Origin of the sequence: Gordonia sp. 'Campus', from assembly GCF_022206305.1 — a bacterium.
Classification (GTDB): Bacteria; Actinomycetota; Actinomycetes; order Mycobacteriales; family Mycobacteriaceae; genus Gordonia.
The window spans coordinates 16,733-33,918 of record NZ_JAKOIW010000028.1; the positions used below are offsets into that span (position 1 = coordinate 16,733).

Consider the following 17,186-nt stretch of genomic DNA (forward strand, 5'->3'; position numbering starts at 1 on the left):
TTTCGTCGCGTCGTGAGAAGTCGGCGGGGTCGGTCCGGGCCGGACGAGGTCAGGCGGCCGGTCCGAACGGGAGGGTGAATCGGATGTCGCCCTCGACCATGTCGCGCATGTCGGAGATGTCGTTGCGGAACTGCAGGGTCCGCTCCAGACCCATGCCGAACGCAAATCCCGAGTAGACGTCCGGATCGATACCGCTGGCGCGCAACACATTCGGATTGACCATGCCGCAACCACCCCACTCCACCCAGCCCGGTCCGCCCTTCTTGGCGGGGAACCACACGTCGACCTCGGCGGAGGGTTCGGTGAACGGGAAGTAGCTCGCGCGCATCCGTGTCGTGGTCTCGGGACCGAACAGTGCCCGCGCGAACGTCTCGAGTGTGCCCCGCAGATTCGCGAGGGTGAGGCCCTTGTCCACGGCCAGACCTTCGATCTGATGGAAGACCGGGGTGTGGGTGGCGTCGAGTTCGTCGGTACGGAACGTACGGCCCGGGCAGGCGACGTAGATCGGCAGGTCGCGGTTCAGCATCGAGCGCACCTGCACCGGCGACGTGTGCGTCCGCAGAACCTGCCGGGACCCCTCGGGTGCGATGTAGAAGGTGTCCTGCATCGACCGGGCCGGGTGGTCGGGAAGGAAGTTGAGTGCGTCGAAGTTGTGGTGCTCGGTCTCGACCTCGGGCCCTTCCGCGATCTCCCACCCCATCCCGACGAACACGTCGGCGACCTGTTCGGCGATGACGGTGATGGGGTGACGGGCACCCACGGGGCGGCGGCCGCTGGGCAGTGTGACGTCGATGGACTCCGCGACGAGCACCGCCGCGTCACGCTCGGCTTCGAGTACCGCGGTGCGCGCTTCCAGCGCTGCCGTGACGCGTCCGCGGACCTGGTTGACCAACTTGCCACCCTCGGAGCGCTGCTCCTTCGGGATCGAGCCCAGCGCCCGGCGCGCGAGCGCTATCGGAGATCGGTCGCCGAGGTGCGCGGACTTGGCCGCGGCGAGCTGGTCGAGGTCGGCCGCCGCCTCGAAGGCCTCGATCGCCGATGTCGCCGACGCCTCGAGGTCGTCGGGTCCCGGGAATGCCGTTGCGTCGGCGGAAGTGGCCACGGTGGGCGTGCTCCTCATGCGTCGAGTCGATGGGTGGTCTGGTCGGCATCGTCACTCGGGAGATCGCAGGCGATCCGGCGCGCAGCGGCTGTCAGCGACGACGACACCCATCGAGGGTAGTCGACTCCCCCGATGCGCTGACCTGCAGGGAGGCGCGCTCGCCACGACGGCATCACTCAGTCGTCCGTCCTCGAGCCGGAACCACCAGCCAACGTGCACCGACAGCGCATCCGCAACCCACCGCCAGCCACCCGAGGCCGCCCCCGGTCAATCCGGTGCGTGCGACCATCAGCACCGTCACCCCGAGACCGGCGAGCAGAACGAGCAGCGCGGAGTCGCGCAGCCGGCCGCCGCGCCGGGCGACCGGGTCGTCCCACCACGGCAGGAGCCGGTTCTCCCCCGGAGAGAGCGTCGCGACCACGGGAACCATCAACGCGAGCAGGAGAACGGTCTGCGTTGCGACGATCACCGGAAACGACGGGGAGTGCACGTCGGCTCGGTCGATGCCGACGATCGCACCGAGCCCGATGATCGCCGCGAGCACCGGCAGGTGCCACAGGTAGAGCGTCATCGCCCCGCGGTTGCCCATCGCGACCCACCACCAGACCCGCGGACGGTCGACGATCGCGGCCAACGCGCGTCGCAGCGTGATCGCCCCGGCACACAGGACTACGGCGTGGCCGGCGAGGAGCAGGCTCGGCGGGCTCATGTTGGACAGCTGCTGACCCGGCACGGTCACGAGTGAGATCTCGTATGGGCCCCACGCGACGAGTGCCAGGTCGATGACGAGTGCACCCGCTGCCGCGACGAGCGCCGAAGCGGGTCGCAGGAGTTCCTTGGCGTAGGCGACGCCGAGAACGGCGGGAATCGTCCACACCGTCAGGAAGTTCAGATACCCCAGCGCGGCCGGGCCGTCGTCGAGCCGAACGGCGTCCACGACCGCGGTGATCCCCCAGCACGATACGAGCGCCACCACGACGTCCCGCCGCGAACTCATGCGTTGCAGCAGTGGCACGACGGCGAGGACGAGCAGGTAGGCACCCAGGAACCACAGCAGCTGCACCCCCAGCCGCGCCACGACGTCGGCGGGCGCCGTGGCGCCCAGGAGTGTCAGCGCGGCCAACAGCGCGACCACAGCGCCCAGGTACCAGACCAGGGGACGCATGAGCCGTTGGGTCCGGGCGAACAGCCACTGCCCCGCGGTCGGCGTCGCGTCCAGCCCTCGCGACGACCAGCCCCGGGTCGCCGCGGCGGCCCCCGCGAAGAAGAACAGCGGCAGGACCTGGAGCACCCACGTCGCCGGTTGCAGGTTCGGCACGTCGCCGAGGGTGTTGCCCAGCCGGATCGAACCGCCGGTCGCATCGACCGTGAGCATGATCGAGTGGCCGGCGACCACCACCACGAGCGAGACGATGCGGATCAGGTCGATGACCCGGTCCCGGTCGGCCGACAGGGCCGCGAGTTCGCGCGCACCGGGCAGACGAGACGACGACCGTGCGGTCGGTTCGGAGATGGACATGCGGCCAGTCTCGACAACACCCGGCGCCGCGACCTGAGCAGAACTACTCGGTCGGGCCCAGCAAATCCCGCAGCACGTACGGGCGGACCAGCAGTGCGGTGTCGCCGGCCGGCTGGGTCACTACTTGCCGAATCCCGCTCGCTTGAGGGCGTCGGCCATCGCACCGCCCGGAGCCGGCCGACGGTCGTTGCCCTTGCTGCCGCCGTTCCGGTTGGGCTGACCGCCCCGAGTGCCCTGACCGGCCCGACCGCCGCCGCGCTGGTCGTTGCGACGCGGCTGGCCACCTCCCCGATTGTTCTCGCCCCGGTTGGTCTCGCCCCGGGGTGCACGAGAACCACCCTTGCTCCCGGCTCCCGATTCGTCGTCGAGCCGCAGCGACAGTCCGATGCGCTTGCGGTCGATGTCGACGTCCATGACCTTCACCTTGACGATGTCGCCGGACTTCACGACCTCGTGCGGATCGGACACGAAGCGGTGCGCCATCGCCGAGACGTGCACGAGGCCGTCCTGGTGCACCCCCACGTCGACGAACGCACCGAAGGCCGCCACATTGGTGACCTGGCCCTCGAGCACCATGCCCGGGGTGAGGTCGGAGACCTTCTCGATGCCGGTGGCGAAGGTCGCGGTCTTGAACTCCGGCCGCGGGTCCCGCCCCGGCTTGTCGAGCTCGGCGATGATGTCGACGACCGTCGGACGTCCGAAGGTGTCGTCGACGAAATCGTCGGCGCGCAGCCTGGTGAGCGTCGCGGTGTCGCCGATGAGGGATCGGACGTCGGTGCCCACCTTGTCGAGGATGCGGGTGACCACCGGGTAGGCCTCCGGGTGCACGCTAGAGGCGTCGAGCGGGTTGTCGCCGTCGGTGATGCGGAGGAAGCCCGCACACTGCTCGAAGGCCTTCGGCCCGAGACGCGGCACGTCGGTGATCTGCTTGCGACTCCGGAACGCGCCGTGCGCATCGCGATGCGCGACAAGTGATTCCGCGAGCCCGGCGGTGATTCCCGACACCCGTGACAGCAGCGGGACCGAGGCGGTGTTCACGTCGACACCGACCGCATTCACCGCATCCTCGACGACGGCCCCGAGGGAACGCGCCAGCAGCGTCTCGGAGATGTCGTGCTGATACTGGCCGACGCCGATGGACTTCGGATCGATCTTCACGAGCTCCGCGAGCGGATCCTGCAGACGACGGGCGATCGAGACCGCGCCGCGGATGGAGACGTCGAGGTCCGGCAACTCCTTCGAGGCGTAGGCCGACGCCGAGTACACCGACGCACCCGCCTCGGAGACGACGACACTCGTCGGCGGCTTCTTGCCGGACTCCTTGATCGCGGACAGGAGTTCATCGGCGAGCGCATCGGTCTCACGGGACGCGGTGCCGTTACCGATGGCGATGAGTTCGACGCCGTGCTTCTGGACGAGCGCGCCGAGGACGGCCAGCGATCCCGCCTTGTCGCGCCTGGGCTCATGCGGGTAGATCGTCGCTGTGTCCACGACCTTGCCGGTGGAGTTGACGACGGCGACCTTCACACCGGTCCGGAGGCCGGGATCGAGTCCCATCGTCGTGCGCGACCCGGCGGGAGCGGCGAGCAGCAGGTCTTTCAGGTTCGTGGCGAACACGGTGACGGCGTCGGCCTCAGCGGCCTGACGCAGCCGCATCCGCACGTCGAGGGACAGCCCGACGAACAGTTTGGTGCGCCATGCCCACCGCACGGTGTCCGCGAGCCAGCGATCGGCTGGGCGTCCCTGATCGGAGATGCCGAAACGGGCGGCGATCCGCTGTTCGTACGGCCCGGGACCGGCCGGGCGGTCTGCCGCATCGGGATCGGCATCGAGGGTGATCGTCAGGATCTCCTCACGCTCACCGCGCAGCACCGCGAGCACCCGGTGCGAGGGCAGCGAGGTGAAGGGTTCGGAGAACTCGAAGTAGTCGGAGAACTTGGCGCCCGCCGACTCCTTGCCCTCGCGGACCGCGGTCCGTAGAACACCGGTCTGCCACATCAGCTCGCGCAGCTCACCGACCAGGTCGGCGTCCTCGGCGAACCGTTCGACCGCGATCGCGCGGGCACCGTCGAGTTGCTCCGCGGTGAACGTCGACGGATCCGTCATCGGGTCCGACAGCAACGCATCGGCGACCGGCTCGTGTCCGGCCTCCCGGGCGATCTGCGCCTTGGTACGACGCTTCGGCTTGTACGGCAGGTAGATGTCCTCGAGGCGCGCTTTGGTGTCGGCTTCGAGGATGCGCGCATCGAGGGCCGCGTCGAGCTTCCCCTGTGCGGCGATCGACTCGCGGACCGCCTGGCGACGGGCCTCGAGGTCGCGCAGGTAGCCGAGACGCTCGTCCAGTGTGCGCAACTGCGCGTCGTCGAGGCCGCCGGTCGCCTCTTTGCGATAGCGCGCGACGAACGGGACCGTCGAACCGCCGTCGAGCAGGTCGATCGCCGCGCGCACCTGGCCGACACCCACCCCGAGCTCGGTGGCTATCGCCGTGGCGATGCGAGAGTTCACGACCGCGGGGTCGGGCACCGGCACCGTCTGGGGTGTGGCCGGTGAGCCGGGGGTCGCGGGTGCGGGTTCGGACGCGGAAGCGGGTGACACGGTTTCTGACACGATCGCCGACCCTACCGGCCGCCTCGGACAGCGGTCAGACGCGACCCGCCGCGCCGTGGACCCGCGCGCTCTCGTACAGACAGATCGCCGCCGCGGCAGCCACATTGAGACTCTCCGCGCGCCCGCGGATCGGGATCGACACCCGGTGATCGGCCGAGCGCTGCACATCCGCCGACAAGCCGTGCGCCTCGTTGCCGAAGAGCCATGCGACCCGGCCGGACAGCACATCAACGGCGTGGTCGAGGTCCACCTCGCCATCGGCGGCGGTCGCCAACAGCGCGATGCCTGCGCCACGAACGGCGGCGAGCGCGTCGTCGACGGAACGCTCGCGTACGACGGGCACCGTGAACACGCTCCCCGCGCTCGCCCGGACACACTTGCCGTTGTGCGGATCGACGGCGTCGCCCAACAGGATCACGGCGTCGGCCCCCATCGCGTCGGCGCACCGGATCAACGTGCCCGCATTGCCGGGCTCACGTGGCTCGACGGCGACCGCGAGCAGCCGCGGCGCCTCGGTGAGGACTGCCTCGAGCGAGACGTCGAGGAGTGGGCAGATCGCGAAGATCCCGGCGGGGGTCGAGGTCTCGGCGAGCTTCGACGCCGCTCGCGCGTTGATCACGTACACCGGCACGCCGAGCGACGCCGCGGAATCGGCGAGCTCGCGGTGGCGCAGCTGCTCGTCTTCGGCGACCAGCAGCGATTCCACGCGTTCGACGGCGAGCGCCGACGCGACGGCATTCGCCCCCTCGGCCAGGAATCGTCCCTGCGCGCGGCGCTCCGCGGCGCGGTGGAGCTTCGCATACGACACGACCCGCGAGGATCGCTCGGACAGGATCTCCGTCATCGGATGATCGTCCTCGCGGCTCGCGGGTCGTGTGGAGTGCGACGCAATCAGGCAGCCGGGGCGTTGACGTCGGCCGGCAGCGCCTTGCGGGCGACCTCGACGAGACCGGTGAAGGCCTCGGGATCGGTCACGGCGATGTCGGCGAGCACCTTGCGGTCGACCTCGACACCAGCGGCCTTGAGGCCCTGGATGAAGCGGTTGTAGGTGATGTCGTTGGCGCGGGCCGCGGCGTTGATACGCGCGATCCACAGCTTGCGGAACTCACCCTTACGCGCGCGGCGGTCGCGGTAGGCGTAGGTCAGCGAGTGGAGCTGCTGCTCCTTCGCCTTGCGGTACAGGCGCGACCGCTGTCCGCGGTAGCCCTTGGAGGCCTCGAGGGTGGACCGACGCTTCTTCTGGGCGTTGACGGCCCTTTTCACGCGTGCCATGTGTTAGATCCTTTTGCTTGTCAGATGTCAGGGGTCGCTGGCGTCAGCGGTTGAGCAGTCGCTTGATGCGCGGGGCGTCGTTCTCGCTGACGACGGTGGTGCCGTCGAGACGGCGAGTGCGCTTGGACGACTTGTGCTCGAGCAGGTGGCGACGGTTGGCCTTCTGGCGCACGATCTTCCCGCTGCCGGTCACCTTGAAGCGCTTCGCGGTGCCCTTGTGGGTCTTGCTCTTCGGCATGTTCTTCCTTCTCTCGGGCGAACTCGGGCACCGGACCTGGCAGGGTCCGGTGGTTTCCCGGGTTCGCGTGTCGTGATCTCGGCCGGAACGGTTCGGACTCTCGGCCGGCCGATCGACTCAGTTCTCGTCCGCTCAGTTCTGTTCTGGGGCGGGCTTGGGGCCGCCGGAACGTTCGCGGCTCTCTTGCGCCTTCTGGCGGGTCTTCGCACCCTTGTGCGGCGCGAGGACCATGGTCATGTTGCGACCGTCCTGCTTGGCCGAGGTCTCGACGAAGCCGTAATCGGCGACATCGTTGCCCAGCCGCTGCAGCAATCTGTAACCGAGCTCGGGACGGGACTGCTCGCGGCCGCGGAACATGATGGTGACCTTCACCTTGGATCCCGCTTCGAGGAACCGGACGACGTGACCCTTCTTGGTCTCGTAGTCGTGGTCGTCGATCTTGGGACGGAGCTTCTGCTCCTTGATGACGGTCATCTGCTGATTGCGACGCGATTCGCGCTGCTTCTGGGCTGCCTCGTACTTGAACTTGCCGTAGTCCATGATCTTGCAGACCGGAGGACGGGCATCCGGGGCCACCTCGACCAGGTCGAGGTCGGCCTCGTAGGCCAAGCGAAGCGCATCTTCAACACGCACGATGCCCACCTGCTCCGAGTTGGGTCCGACGAGTCGGACCTCAGGGACGCGGATGCGCTCGTTGATGCGGGTCTCAGTGCTGATGGGGCCTCCTTGTTCAATCCTGCAGTGGTAACCGTCGCGTCGTGGCGAGGGACGTATGCAAGAGAACCTGCGGGACACCTCAGCAAGGAAGCCCCGGGACTGATGTCCGCGGGGCTCCGATACCGACCGGTTCTGCACGGGCGTCTCCATGACGCACGTCGCCGATCTCTGCAGCTCAGCACCGTAGGATGCGATCTGCGACGATCGGCGTGAACCGGACCGTTCAACTGCGAGAATCTCGCGTCGAACGGTGGGAGCGGAACTCCACTTACGACCCCGGCGCATACCAGGGCGGTCGTGCTATGGGAGTCTAACAGCCATGGCCGAGAACTCCTATTCGTCACCTGCACCGTTACCCCCGGAGGGTGCGACGGACGGCGGCGCCGGAACGGGAGCTCCGGCGGACACCGATCTCGACAACGTCCGTGACCTGGGTGATATTCCGGCGATCGAGGTCATCACCCGGTCCATCGTGATGCTGATGAGTGCCGCGGCAGAAAAGCTCGGGCTCGCCGAGGACGCCTCGGCCGACAACATCGACCTGCCCGAGGCACGCACGCTGATCACCGCACTCGCGGGCATCGTCGACGCGTCGAAGGCCGATCTGGGCATCCATGCCGCCCCGATACGCGACGGGTTGAAAGGCCTGCAGTTGGCGTTCCGGGAGGCGAGCGCCTACCCGGACGAGCCCGGTGAGGGCCCCGGCGAGAAGTACACCGGTCCGGTACGCGCGCCGCGCCGGTAGGTCGCTGCCTGCCGGTCGAGCAGCGGGGAGCGCAGCGACGAGTCGCGTCTGCCTCGGTTGACCAGGCGGAGAGCCTGGCGACGCGTCGTGCCGAAACAACTACCCTGGTCGCATGACGAATGCCGATGAGTCCGGCGGATCCGACGAGATCCTCGACGCCGAGATCGTGCCGACACCGCCCACGGGCCCCGCGCCGGGCACACTGCCCGACCCGGACTACACCGACAGCGGGGTCCCGACCTTCGACTTCGTCCGCGACAAGATAGAGAACCGCATCACCACCGCCATCGGGTCGCAGGAGCTGGCGGAGGCGAGCGCCGAAGGCCAGTCCGTCGACGAGATGATGCGCAAACGCGACGAGGCCGCGAAGAAGCGCCTCGAGGAGATCCGCAAGTCGATGGGTTCCTGACCGAACCCCGCTCCCCGACAGAATCGCCACCTCCGAGCACTCGCGCTGGTTGTGAGTAGCGCTGCTGCAACGGAAGTGGCGATTTCCTAATCTGCCTCACCGGCGATGCCGGCCTGGTTCAGCCGACCGACGCCACGGCCTGATCGACCTCGACGATCTCGGCCAGGAACTTGCCGGTGTGGCTGCCCGGGGTCGCGGCGATGTCCTCCGGGACGCCCTCGGCGACCACGGTCCCGCCGCCTGCGCCACCCTCGGGTCCCATGTCGATGACCCAGTCCGCCGTCTTGATGACGTCGAGGTTGTGCTCGATCACGATGACCGTGTTGCCCTTGTCGACGAGACCGTTGATGACCGCGAGAAGTTTCTTGATGTCCTCGAAGTGCAGGCCCGTCGTCGGCTCGTCGAGGATGTAGATCGTCCGACCCATCGACCGCTTCTGGAGTTCGGCGGCCAGCTTCACGCGCTGCGCCTCGCCGCCGGACAGCGTCGGCGCCGGCTGTCCGAGCCGGACGTAGCCGAGACCGACGTCGACGAGCGTCTTCAGGTACCGATGGATCGAGGTGACCGGCTCGAAGAAGTCGGCGGCCTCCTCGATGGGCATGTCCAACACCTCGGAGATGGTCTTGCCCTTGTAGTGGACCTCCAGGGTCTCGCGGTTGTAGCGCGCACCGTGACACACCTCGCACGGGACGTAGACGTCCGGCAGGAAGTTCATCTCGATCTTGATCGTGCCTTCGCCGGTGCAGGCCTCGCAACGACCGCCCTTGACGTTGAACGAGAACCGGCCCGGCTGGTAACCGCGGACCTTGGCCTCCGTGGTGGCCGCGAAGAGCGTGCGAATCTTGTCGAAGACGCCCGTGTACGTGGCCGGGTTGGATCGCGGGGTCCGGCCGATCGGTGATTGGTCGACCTGCACGAGCTTGTCGAGGTTGTCCAGACCCTTGATGCGTGTGTGTCGACCGGGCACCTGGCGCGCGCCGTTGAGCTTGTTCGCGAGCACCGTGGCCAGGATGTCGTTGACCAGGGTCGACTTACCCGAGCCCGAGACACCGGTGACCGCGGTCATGACGCCGAGCGGGAACGACACGTCGATGCCGCGCAGGTTGTGCTCACGCGCGCCCACGACGGTCAACTGGCGTTTGCGGTCGATCGGCCGCCGGATCTCCGGGACCGGCAGGGTATCCCGGCCCGCGAGGTAGGCGCCGGTCAGCGACTTCCGGTTCTTCAGCAGGTCCTTGTAGCTACCGCTGTGCACGACGTGTCCGCCGTGTTCGCCCGCGCGGGGCCCGATGTCGACGATCCAGTCGGCGGCGCGGATGGTGTCCTCGTCGTGTTCGACGACGATCAGCGTGTTACCGAGATCGCGCAGGCGGGTCAGGGTGTCGATGAGGCGACGGTTGTCCCGCTGGTGCAGACCGATCGACGGCTCGTCGAGGACGTAGAGCACGCCCGCGAGGCCCGACCCGATCTGGGTGGCGAGACGGATGCGCTGGGCTTCACCGCCCGACAGCGAGCCGGCGGCTCGTTCCAGCGACAGGTATTCGAGGCCGACGTCGAGCAGGAACCGGATCCGAGCCTGGACCTCTTTCAGCACGCGACCGGCGATCGCCGCCTGTCGCGCATCGAGCGTCAGTCGATCGAGGAAGTCGGCGCAGTCGGCCACCGACAGCGCACAGACCTCGGCGATCGACTTCGGGCCGTACTCCGGATGGTCCAGGGTCACCGAGAGGATCTCCGGACGCAGGCGTGCACCCTGGCAGGCGGGGCACGGGACGTCGCGCATGTACCCCTCGTACCGCTCCTTCATCTGCTCGGACTCGGTCTGGTCCATGCGACGAGCGAGGAACGAGAGGACACCCTCGAATTCGGTGTAGTACGAGCGGGTGCGCCCGTACCGGTTGCGGAACTTGACGTGCACCTGGTGGTCACTGCCGTTGAGCAGGGCGCGGCGTGCCTTGATCGGCAGCTTCTTCCAGGGCGTGTTGATGTCGAACTTCATCTGGTCGGCCAGACCCGACATCAGGCGCAGGAAGTAGTCGGCGTTGTGACCGGTCGACCACGGTGCGATGGCACCTTCGGCCAGCGACATCTCCGGGTCGGGCACGACGAGCTCCTCGTCGACCTCTTTGCGAACGCCGAGACCGTCGCACTCTGGGCAGGCACCGTAGGGCGAGTTGAACGAGAAGGACCGGGGCTCGAGGTCGTCGATCGCGATCGGGTGGGCGTTCGGGCACGCCATCCGCTCGGAGAACCGACGCTCCCGCTCCGGATCGTCTTCCTCCAGATCGACGAAATCCAGCACGATGATGCCGTCGGCCAGGCGCAAGCCGGTCTCGACCGAGTCGGTCAGCCGCTGCTTGGCGCTCGTCTTGACCACCAGGCGGTCGACGACGACCTCGATGTCGTGCTTCTCCTGCTTCTTGAGCTTCGGCGGATCGGCCAGCGAGTGGACGACGCCGTCGATCCGCGCACGGGAGAAACCCTGTGTCTGCAGCTCGGCGAAGAGGTCGACGAACTCGCCCTTGCGGGTTCGGACCACGGGCGCGAGGACCTGGAAGCGTGTGCCCTCGTCCATCGCGAGGACCTGGTCGACGATCTGCTGCGGGGTCTGCTTGGCGATGGGCTCGCCACAGATCGGGCAGTGCGCCTTGCCGGCGCGCGCGTACAGGAGGCGGAGATAGTCGTAGACCTCGGTGATCGTGCCGACCGTCGAACGCGGATTGCGGTTGGTCGACTTCTGGTCGATCGACACCGCGGGTGACAGCCCCTCGATGAAGTCCACGTCCGGCTTGTCCATCTGTCCGAGGAACTGCCGCGCGTATGCGGACAGCGACTCGACATAGCGACGCTGCCCTTCCGCGAAGATCGTGTCGAAAGCGAGCGACGACTTGCCCGATCCCGACAGCCCGGTGAACACGATCAGGCTGTCCCGGGGCAGGTCGACATCGATGCCACGCAGATTGTGTTCGCGGGCACCTCGGACGATCAGACGATCAACCACTACAGTCCTTACATTCTCGAGTCACGGGGCGCACACGTGGCGCACGGGCAGAGTACCGACGGCCCCCGACAAAGTTCGTGCCGACAAAGTTGCTGCCGACAAAAACACTGCCGTCAGAAATCACCACCAACAGAAGTCACCACCGACCGGAACCGTCCGGCATCGTCGCCCCGCAGAAGTTTCGTGGCCCGACGATCGGACGATCGGTCTCGCCGTCCGGGCATGTTGGCAAGCTTCACACCGTCGAACCAATGGTCCACGATACGCGTGCCGTGACCGGTAACGATGGTCGCGACCGTCACATTCCACGACGTCGTTGTCATAGCCTGGCGGCATGACCTCAGCAACGACACCGATCAGCGACGACTACACCGGCGATCTGTCCGAGTCGAAGACCCCTCAGCGTCGAACGCTCTCGTCCGCGACCATCGTGAAACTGTCCGTCGGCCCCATGGACAACAACGTCTACGTGATCACCTCGCGCGCGACCGGCGACCAGCTGATCATCGACGCCGCGAACGACGCCGACACCATCACCGGAGTCCTGTCCGCCGTCGAGGGGACACCGAAGCTGATCTTCACGACGCATCAGCACTTCGACCACTGGCAGGCACTCGCCGCGATCGCCGAGCACACCGGAGTGCCGACCGCGGCCGGTCGCCTGGACGCCGGCGAGCTGCCGGTGTCGCCGGACCGGCTCGTCGACGACGGTGACGTCATCGAGGTCGGCGACCTCTCCTTCGAGGCGATCCACCTGGTCGGCCACACCCCCGGTTCCATCGCCCTGGCCCTCACCGACGTGAGCGATGACGGCGAACGCACCGTGCACCTGTTCACCGGAGACTGTCTCTTCCCGGGTGGGATCGGGAAGACCTGGAAACCGGAGGATTTCGACACCCTGCTCGAGGACGTCTCCACGAAGCTCTTCGACCGTTTCGACGACTCGACCGTCGTCTACCCGGGCCATGGTAAGGACACGACTCTCGGCGCCGAACGTGCGTCGCTCCCGGAGTGGCGCGAGCGACGGTGGTGAGTGCCGCTCCGCTGCGGCGTCAGGGAGCCCGCTCAGTGGCATGAGCGACACCGGGGTTTGACGAGGACGGTTGGGGGATACCTCACTCCCCAGATCCTCGACGAATCGTGTCCGAGCGGGGCCGCGTGTCTCCGAACAGATCACGACGAGTCGATTCACCTGCACGTTCGCCGCGGGCGGGTAGCGTTGATCGAGCAGTAAAACGCGCTTCACCGACGGATCTCGAATGAAACTCGACTGAAGAAGGTTGTGAACGATGATTCTCCGCCGTATCGCCCGTCCGCTTCTCGCCACGGCGTTCGTCGCCAGTGGTGTGGAGGCGATCCGAAGCCCCAAGCCGATCGCGCAGTCCGCAGAACCGGTGGTGGACAAGGCCCGGTCGTCGCTTCCCCCCGAGGTTGCCGGGCGAATCCCGGAGAACACCGAGACGCTGGTCCAGATCAATGCCGCCGCGCAGATCGGCGGCGGGATTCTGCTGGCGACGGGCAAGTTCCCCCGCCTCGCCTCCGTGGTCCTGGCCGGAACCCTGATCCCCACCACCGCGGCCGGCACCGACTTCTGGAACGAGGCCGACCCGGTACGCAAGGAAGCTCAGCGGGACGCGTTCATCAAGAACGTCGGTCTTCTCGGCGGCGTCCTCCTGGCCGCGGTCGACACCGAGGGCAAGCCGTCACTCGCCTGGCGCGGCCGGCACAAGGCGTCGGCGGTTGCCGCTGCCCTGCCGATCGGCGCAGCAGCGGGTTCCTCCACGTGGGATTCGATCGTGGAGCGCACCCACGACGGCGCGGAGATCGTCTCCGAGCGGTCCGCCGATGCTGCGGCGAAGTTCCGCGAACATGCTCCCGAGATCGCCGAAGCCGCACAGAAGCGCTCGCTGCAGTTCGCCGAGAAAGCTGCCGACACCGCATCCGACGTCGCCGACCGCATCCGTGATCGCGCTCCGGTCCTGGCCGACGCGGCACTCGCCCGTTCCTCGGATCTGGCCGACACGGCTCTCGCGCGCTCGTCGGATCTCGCCGACACCGCGCGTAAGCGTGGCCCGAAGCTCGTGAAGGAAGCACAGAAGCGGGCCGAGAAGGCCCAGAAGCGTGCCGAGAAGGCGCAGAAGCAGGCCAAGAAGAAGGCGCCGAAGATCGCCGACACCGCAGTGGGCCGCGCCACCGACCTCGCCGACACCGCACGCAAGCGCGGACCGCAGATCGCCGACGCCGCCCGGGACCGTTCGGCTGATCTGGCCGACGTCGCGCGCGCACGATCGGCCGAGCTGGCCGAGACCGCGCGTCAGCTCGCGGCCGCCGCCGAGGAGTCGGCCGACGAGAGCCGCAAGCGTCTGCGCAAGGCCCGCCGCTGACCCCTCGGGACGTTCTCGCGCACCGTCGCGGGATGCGAGTACGACGCTGAACACGACCCACCTCACGACCGCGGACGCGGCGCACCCACCGGAGGATTATCCGTGGGTGCCCGCGTCCGTCGTGGTCAGCGGCGTGAATACCGACGGGGGCTCGACAACAGACGGTGGCATCGACACAGACGGCGGCATCGCAACAGACAGCGGCATCGCAACAGACGGCGGGGAGCCACCGGCAGTCGGATCGCGCCTCGTGATCGCGGTCGGCTCCAACGCAGCCCCCTCGGTGTTGCGTGGCAAATTCGCAGAACTCGGCCGCGCCGCGGTTCCGCGTATGTTCAAGGTCAGCGTCACCAACGTCACAGTGGGTCATTCCGCTCACATCGCCCGCCGCGGATACGTGCCCGCCGCGCCGGTCTTCGCAGCTCAGAACCAACTCACCGCAGCGGCCGCGTGGTTGAGCCCCGACCACGTCGAGGCGCTCGACGCCACCGAACCCAACTACGATCGACAGACAGTGAACACGCACGACCATCCCCTGCTCCCCGCCCTTGCGGACGAATTCGACATCTATGTGTCCCGTCGCGGAGTCCTCGCGGACCCGGATACCGGCCAGATCCTGGCCTTCGGGTCGCAGACCCGCGTGCACCAATGGCTGCGCACCCATCTCGACGATCCGATGTTCGCCGGCCCGCCCGCACGGGTCTGCACACGACTGGCCGCCGACGCCTCGGCGGTCACGGCACGCATCCGTGCGGCCGGGCTCGTTCGACACCCGGTGTCCGACGATCGCGCGGGGTCCGGGGGTGGCGCGTGACCGCCCTCTCCCCCGACGCCGATCCGCGCATCGACGAGGAGCAACGACACCTCGATCGGGTCTACGGCAGGCTCGACCGGATGCGCCAGACCACGCGTCGTCGGCTGTCGTCCACGCTGAGCGAGCGCGGCGGTACACCTCAGGCCCGGTCCGAACGCGAGTCCTACGAACGGATGTACAACGAGGACCTCGCGAAATTCGATGCCGCCGAACACAATCTGTACTTCGGACGGCTCGATCTCGACGACGGTGAGATCCGGCGCATCGGCCGTATCGGCGTGCTCGACGACGGCTTCGGTGACGATGGCGCACTCGACGACGCCGCGACCGATGCGACCCTGCTGCTCGACTGGCGAGCTCCCCTGGCCCGCCCCTTCTATCTCGCCACGCCTGCCGCGCCCGAGGACGTCGCGCGGCGTCGTCACGTCCGCACCCGCAGTCGCAAGGTGCGCGGTGTCAGCGACGAGTACCTGACGTCCGGCGAGGCTCTGCTCGACGATTTCGGTCACGGCGACGTCGTCAACGAGTCCGCGCTCGTCGCCGCGCTCAACGCAGCACGTACCGGCGAGATGACCGACATCGTGGAGACCATCCAGCGCGAGCAGGATCTGATCATCCGGTCGACGCATCGGGGCGTGACCGTCATCCAGGGTGGCCCGGGCACCGGCAAGACCGCCGTCGCTCTGCACCGTGCCGCCTACCTGCTCTACACCCACCGCGAAATACTTTCTCGTAGCGGCATTCTCATCATCGGTCCGAACAACGACTTCCTGAACTACATCGGTCAGGTGCTGCCGTCGCTCGGCGAGTCCGGCGTCTTGCTATCCACCATCGGTGACCTCTTCCCCGGCGTGCGGGCGGGCGTCGAGGATCCGCGGGCGACCACCGCGGTGAAGGGTGGCCTGCGGATGGTCGACGCTCTCAAACGGGCGGTCCGTGCGCAGCAGTCCCTGCCGTCGCGGCCGGTGACCGTGGATTTCGACAGCTACCAGGTGGAGATCGACTCGGCGTTGATCAAGACCGCCCGCGCCAAGGCACGTGCCACCCGCCGGGCCCACAACCTGTCGCAGAACACCTTCCTGAAGGCGGGCCTGGCCGAACTCGCGGCACGTCACGCCTCGACGATCGGTTCGAGCCTGCTCGACGGGTCGCAGCTGCTCAGTCCGGCCGACATCTCCGACATCCGCGACGACATGAGTCGCGATCCGGACATCCGGGCCGCGCTGTTGCAGTTCTGGCCGACTCTGACTCCGCAGGACATGCTGCGCGATCTGCTGTCCGACGAACGCGCGATCCGCAAGGCCACACCCGGGTGGTCGGACGCCGACCGCGATGCACTGCTCCGATCGCCGCGACCCCGGTCGGCCACGGGCGAAGACTTCTCCCCCGCCGATGTGCCGCTGCTCGACGAGCTCGCCGAACTGATCGGTTACGGCACCGACGAGGCCGAGCGAGCCGAACGCGCGCGGTGGCGGCGACAGCTCGCCGAGGCGCAGGACGCTCTCGACATCCTGACCGGCTCTGCCCCACAGGATCTCGAGGACGAGCTCGATCCCGAGATCTTGATGGCCTACGACCTCATCGATGCCGAACAGCTCGCATCGCGCCAGACCGAGACCCGTCGGGCCACCACAGCCGAACGGGCCTACGGCGATCGCACCTGGACGTACGGACATGTGATCGTCGACGAGGCCCAGGAGCTGTCGGCGATGGCGTGGCGAATGGTGATGCGGCGCATCCCGAATCGATGGATGACCATCATCGGCGACACCGCCCAGACGTCCGACGAGGCGGGAACCCGGTCGTGGGCCGATGTTCTCGAGCCCTATGTCGCCAAGCGCTGGCAGTTCAAGGAACTCTCGGTCAACTACCGGACCCCGAGCGAGATCATGGAGTACGCGGCACGTGTACTCGAGGAGATCGGCAACGGCGAGAAGGCACCGACATCCTTGCGTAGCAACGGGATCGAGCCGGTGGCGATCGCCGTACACCCGAGTCCGAACGATAGCGGCGTCGTCGACGGGGTGTTGCGGGCCGTCGCGCTGGCCGAGCCGCAGGGTCTGACGGCGGTCATCGTGCCCGACGACCTCCTCGACGCCGTGCGTGGCGCGGTGGAGTCAGATCGATTCAATCCAGACCGGCTCCAGGAGGAGGCCGGGTCCGCGGAACCACCGAAGGTGTACACGGTGCGGAGCTGCAAGGGGCTCGAGTTCGACACCACGATCGTCGTGGAACCGACCGCGATCGTCGATCAGTCCCCCCGGGGTCTCAGCGATCTGTATGTCGCGTTGACCCGCGCCACCCAGCGGCTCGTCGTGGTCCACCGGGACGCACTGCCCGCGGCGCTGGCCGACCTCCCGCAGATCTGAGCCGATTCG

Annotated in this window: 13 protein-coding genes and 1 pseudogene; 6 read left to right on the forward strand and 8 right to left on the reverse strand. The window is 67.8% G+C overall.

The window, feature by feature from the left end; genetic code table 11:
* Window positions 1-49 precede the first annotated feature (49 nt).
* The 7 genes and pseudogenes from pheS to infC all read right to left on the reverse strand — a co-directional run bounded on the left by pheS (window position 50) and on the right by infC (window position 7,512).
* Entirely contained in the window at window positions 50-1,102 is a 1,053-nt protein-coding gene (gene pheS, locus MAY35_RS21455; protein ID WP_238423311.1) for a phenylalanine--tRNA ligase subunit alpha, read from the reverse strand.
* 175 nt (window positions 1,103-1,277) lie between these two features.
* A pseudogene (locus tag MAY35_RS21460) lies at window positions 1,278-2,621 on the reverse strand (acyltransferase family protein); the annotation flags it as partial.
* A gap of 120 nt (window positions 2,622-2,741) precedes the next feature.
* Window positions 2,742-5,216, reverse strand: coding sequence for a Tex family protein (locus tag MAY35_RS21465; protein WP_308192486.1), 2,475 nt, complete (start codon window positions 5,214-5,216; stop codon window positions 2,742-2,744).
* A 46-nt stretch (window positions 5,217-5,262) separates the two neighbouring features.
* Window positions 5,263-6,072: an RNA methyltransferase gene (locus tag MAY35_RS21470; protein WP_238423313.1), complete on the reverse strand. Its 810-nt coding sequence runs from the start codon at window positions 6,070-6,072 to the stop codon at window positions 5,263-5,265.
* 47 nt (window positions 6,073-6,119) lie between these two features.
* Window positions 6,120-6,500, reverse strand: coding sequence for a 50S ribosomal protein L20 (rplT, locus tag MAY35_RS21475; RefSeq protein WP_238423314.1), 381 nt, complete (start codon window positions 6,498-6,500; stop codon window positions 6,120-6,122).
* A 43-nt stretch (window positions 6,501-6,543) separates the two neighbouring features.
* On the reverse strand, window positions 6,544-6,738 hold the full coding sequence (gene rpmI, locus MAY35_RS21480; protein ID WP_004018754.1) for a 50S ribosomal protein L35: 195 nt from the start codon (window positions 6,736-6,738) through the stop codon (window positions 6,544-6,546).
* Between the two features lie 132 nt (window positions 6,739-6,870).
* Window positions 6,871-7,512, reverse strand: coding sequence for a translation initiation factor IF-3 (infC, locus tag MAY35_RS21485; RefSeq protein ID WP_238423323.1), 642 nt, complete (start codon window positions 7,510-7,512; stop codon window positions 6,871-6,873).
* 262 nt (window positions 7,513-7,774) lie between these two features.
* Here infC and MAY35_RS21490 point away from each other — a divergent pair, with 262 nt between their 5' ends.
* Together MAY35_RS21490 and MAY35_RS21495 are read left to right on the forward strand one after the other, a co-directional pair.
* Entirely contained in the window at window positions 7,775-8,200 is a 426-nt protein-coding gene (locus tag MAY35_RS21490) for a DUF1844 domain-containing protein (protein WP_238423315.1), read from the forward strand.
* Between the two features lie 112 nt (window positions 8,201-8,312).
* A complete protein-coding gene (locus MAY35_RS21495) occupies window positions 8,313-8,609 on the forward strand; it encodes a PspA domain-containing protein (RefSeq protein WP_238423316.1) in 297 nt (98 codons plus the stop codon).
* Between the two features lie 118 nt (window positions 8,610-8,727).
* Here MAY35_RS21495 and uvrA read toward each other — a convergent pair whose 3' ends face one another.
* A complete protein-coding gene (gene uvrA / locus MAY35_RS21500; protein ID WP_238423317.1) occupies window positions 8,728-11,610 on the reverse strand; it encodes an excinuclease ABC subunit UvrA in 2,883 nt (960 codons plus the stop codon).
* Window positions 11,611-11,944: 334 nt separating this feature from the next.
* On the opposite strand from uvrA, the gene MAY35_RS21505 reads away from it, so the two are divergent.
* The 4 genes from MAY35_RS21505 (at window position 11,945) to MAY35_RS21520 (ending at window position 17,177) form a co-directional block, all read left to right on the forward strand.
* On the forward strand, window positions 11,945-12,643 hold the full coding sequence (locus MAY35_RS21505; RefSeq protein WP_238423318.1) for an MBL fold metallo-hydrolase: 699 nt from the start codon (window positions 11,945-11,947) through the stop codon (window positions 12,641-12,643).
* A 256-nt stretch (window positions 12,644-12,899) separates the two neighbouring features.
* Window positions 12,900-13,994, forward strand: coding sequence for a DoxX family protein (locus MAY35_RS21510; RefSeq protein WP_238423319.1), 1,095 nt, complete (start codon window positions 12,900-12,902; stop codon window positions 13,992-13,994).
* Window positions 13,995-14,100: 106 nt separating this feature from the next.
* Window positions 14,101-14,808 (forward strand): hypothetical protein, encoded by a 708-nt coding sequence (locus MAY35_RS21515; protein ID WP_308192484.1) that lies wholly within the window; start codon window positions 14,101-14,103, stop codon window positions 14,806-14,808.
* The gene (locus tag MAY35_RS21520; protein WP_238423320.1) at window positions 14,805-17,177 is read left to right on the forward strand and encodes an ATP-binding domain-containing protein; all 2,373 of its coding nucleotides are present in this window, start codon (window positions 14,805-14,807) and stop codon (window positions 17,175-17,177) included. The genes MAY35_RS21515 and MAY35_RS21520 overlap by 4 nt, the downstream gene beginning before the upstream one ends.
* Window positions 17,178-17,186 lie beyond the last annotated feature (9 nt).

Coding starts and splice junctions, on each gene's coding strand:
- rplT (WP_238423314.1), bottom strand. CDS start 6,500: ATGGCACGCGTGAAAAGGGCCGTCAACGCCCAGAAGAAGCGTCGGTCC.
- MAY35_RS21495 (WP_238423316.1), top strand. CDS start 8,313: ATGACGAATGCCGATGAGTCCGGCGGATCCGACGAGATCCTCGACGCC.
- rpmI (WP_004018754.1), bottom strand. CDS start 6,738: ATGCCGAAGAGCAAGACCCACAAGGGCACCGCGAAGCGCTTCAAGGTG.
- MAY35_RS21505 (WP_238423318.1), top strand. CDS start 11,945: ATGACCTCAGCAACGACACCGATCAGCGACGACTACACCGGCGATCTG.
- MAY35_RS21470 (WP_238423313.1), bottom strand. CDS start 6,072: ATGACGGAGATCCTGTCCGAGCGATCCTCGCGGGTCGTGTCGTATGCG.
- MAY35_RS21490 (WP_238423315.1), top strand. CDS start 7,775: ATGGCCGAGAACTCCTATTCGTCACCTGCACCGTTACCCCCGGAGGGT.
- MAY35_RS21510 (WP_238423319.1), top strand. CDS start 12,900: ATGATTCTCCGCCGTATCGCCCGTCCGCTTCTCGCCACGGCGTTCGTC.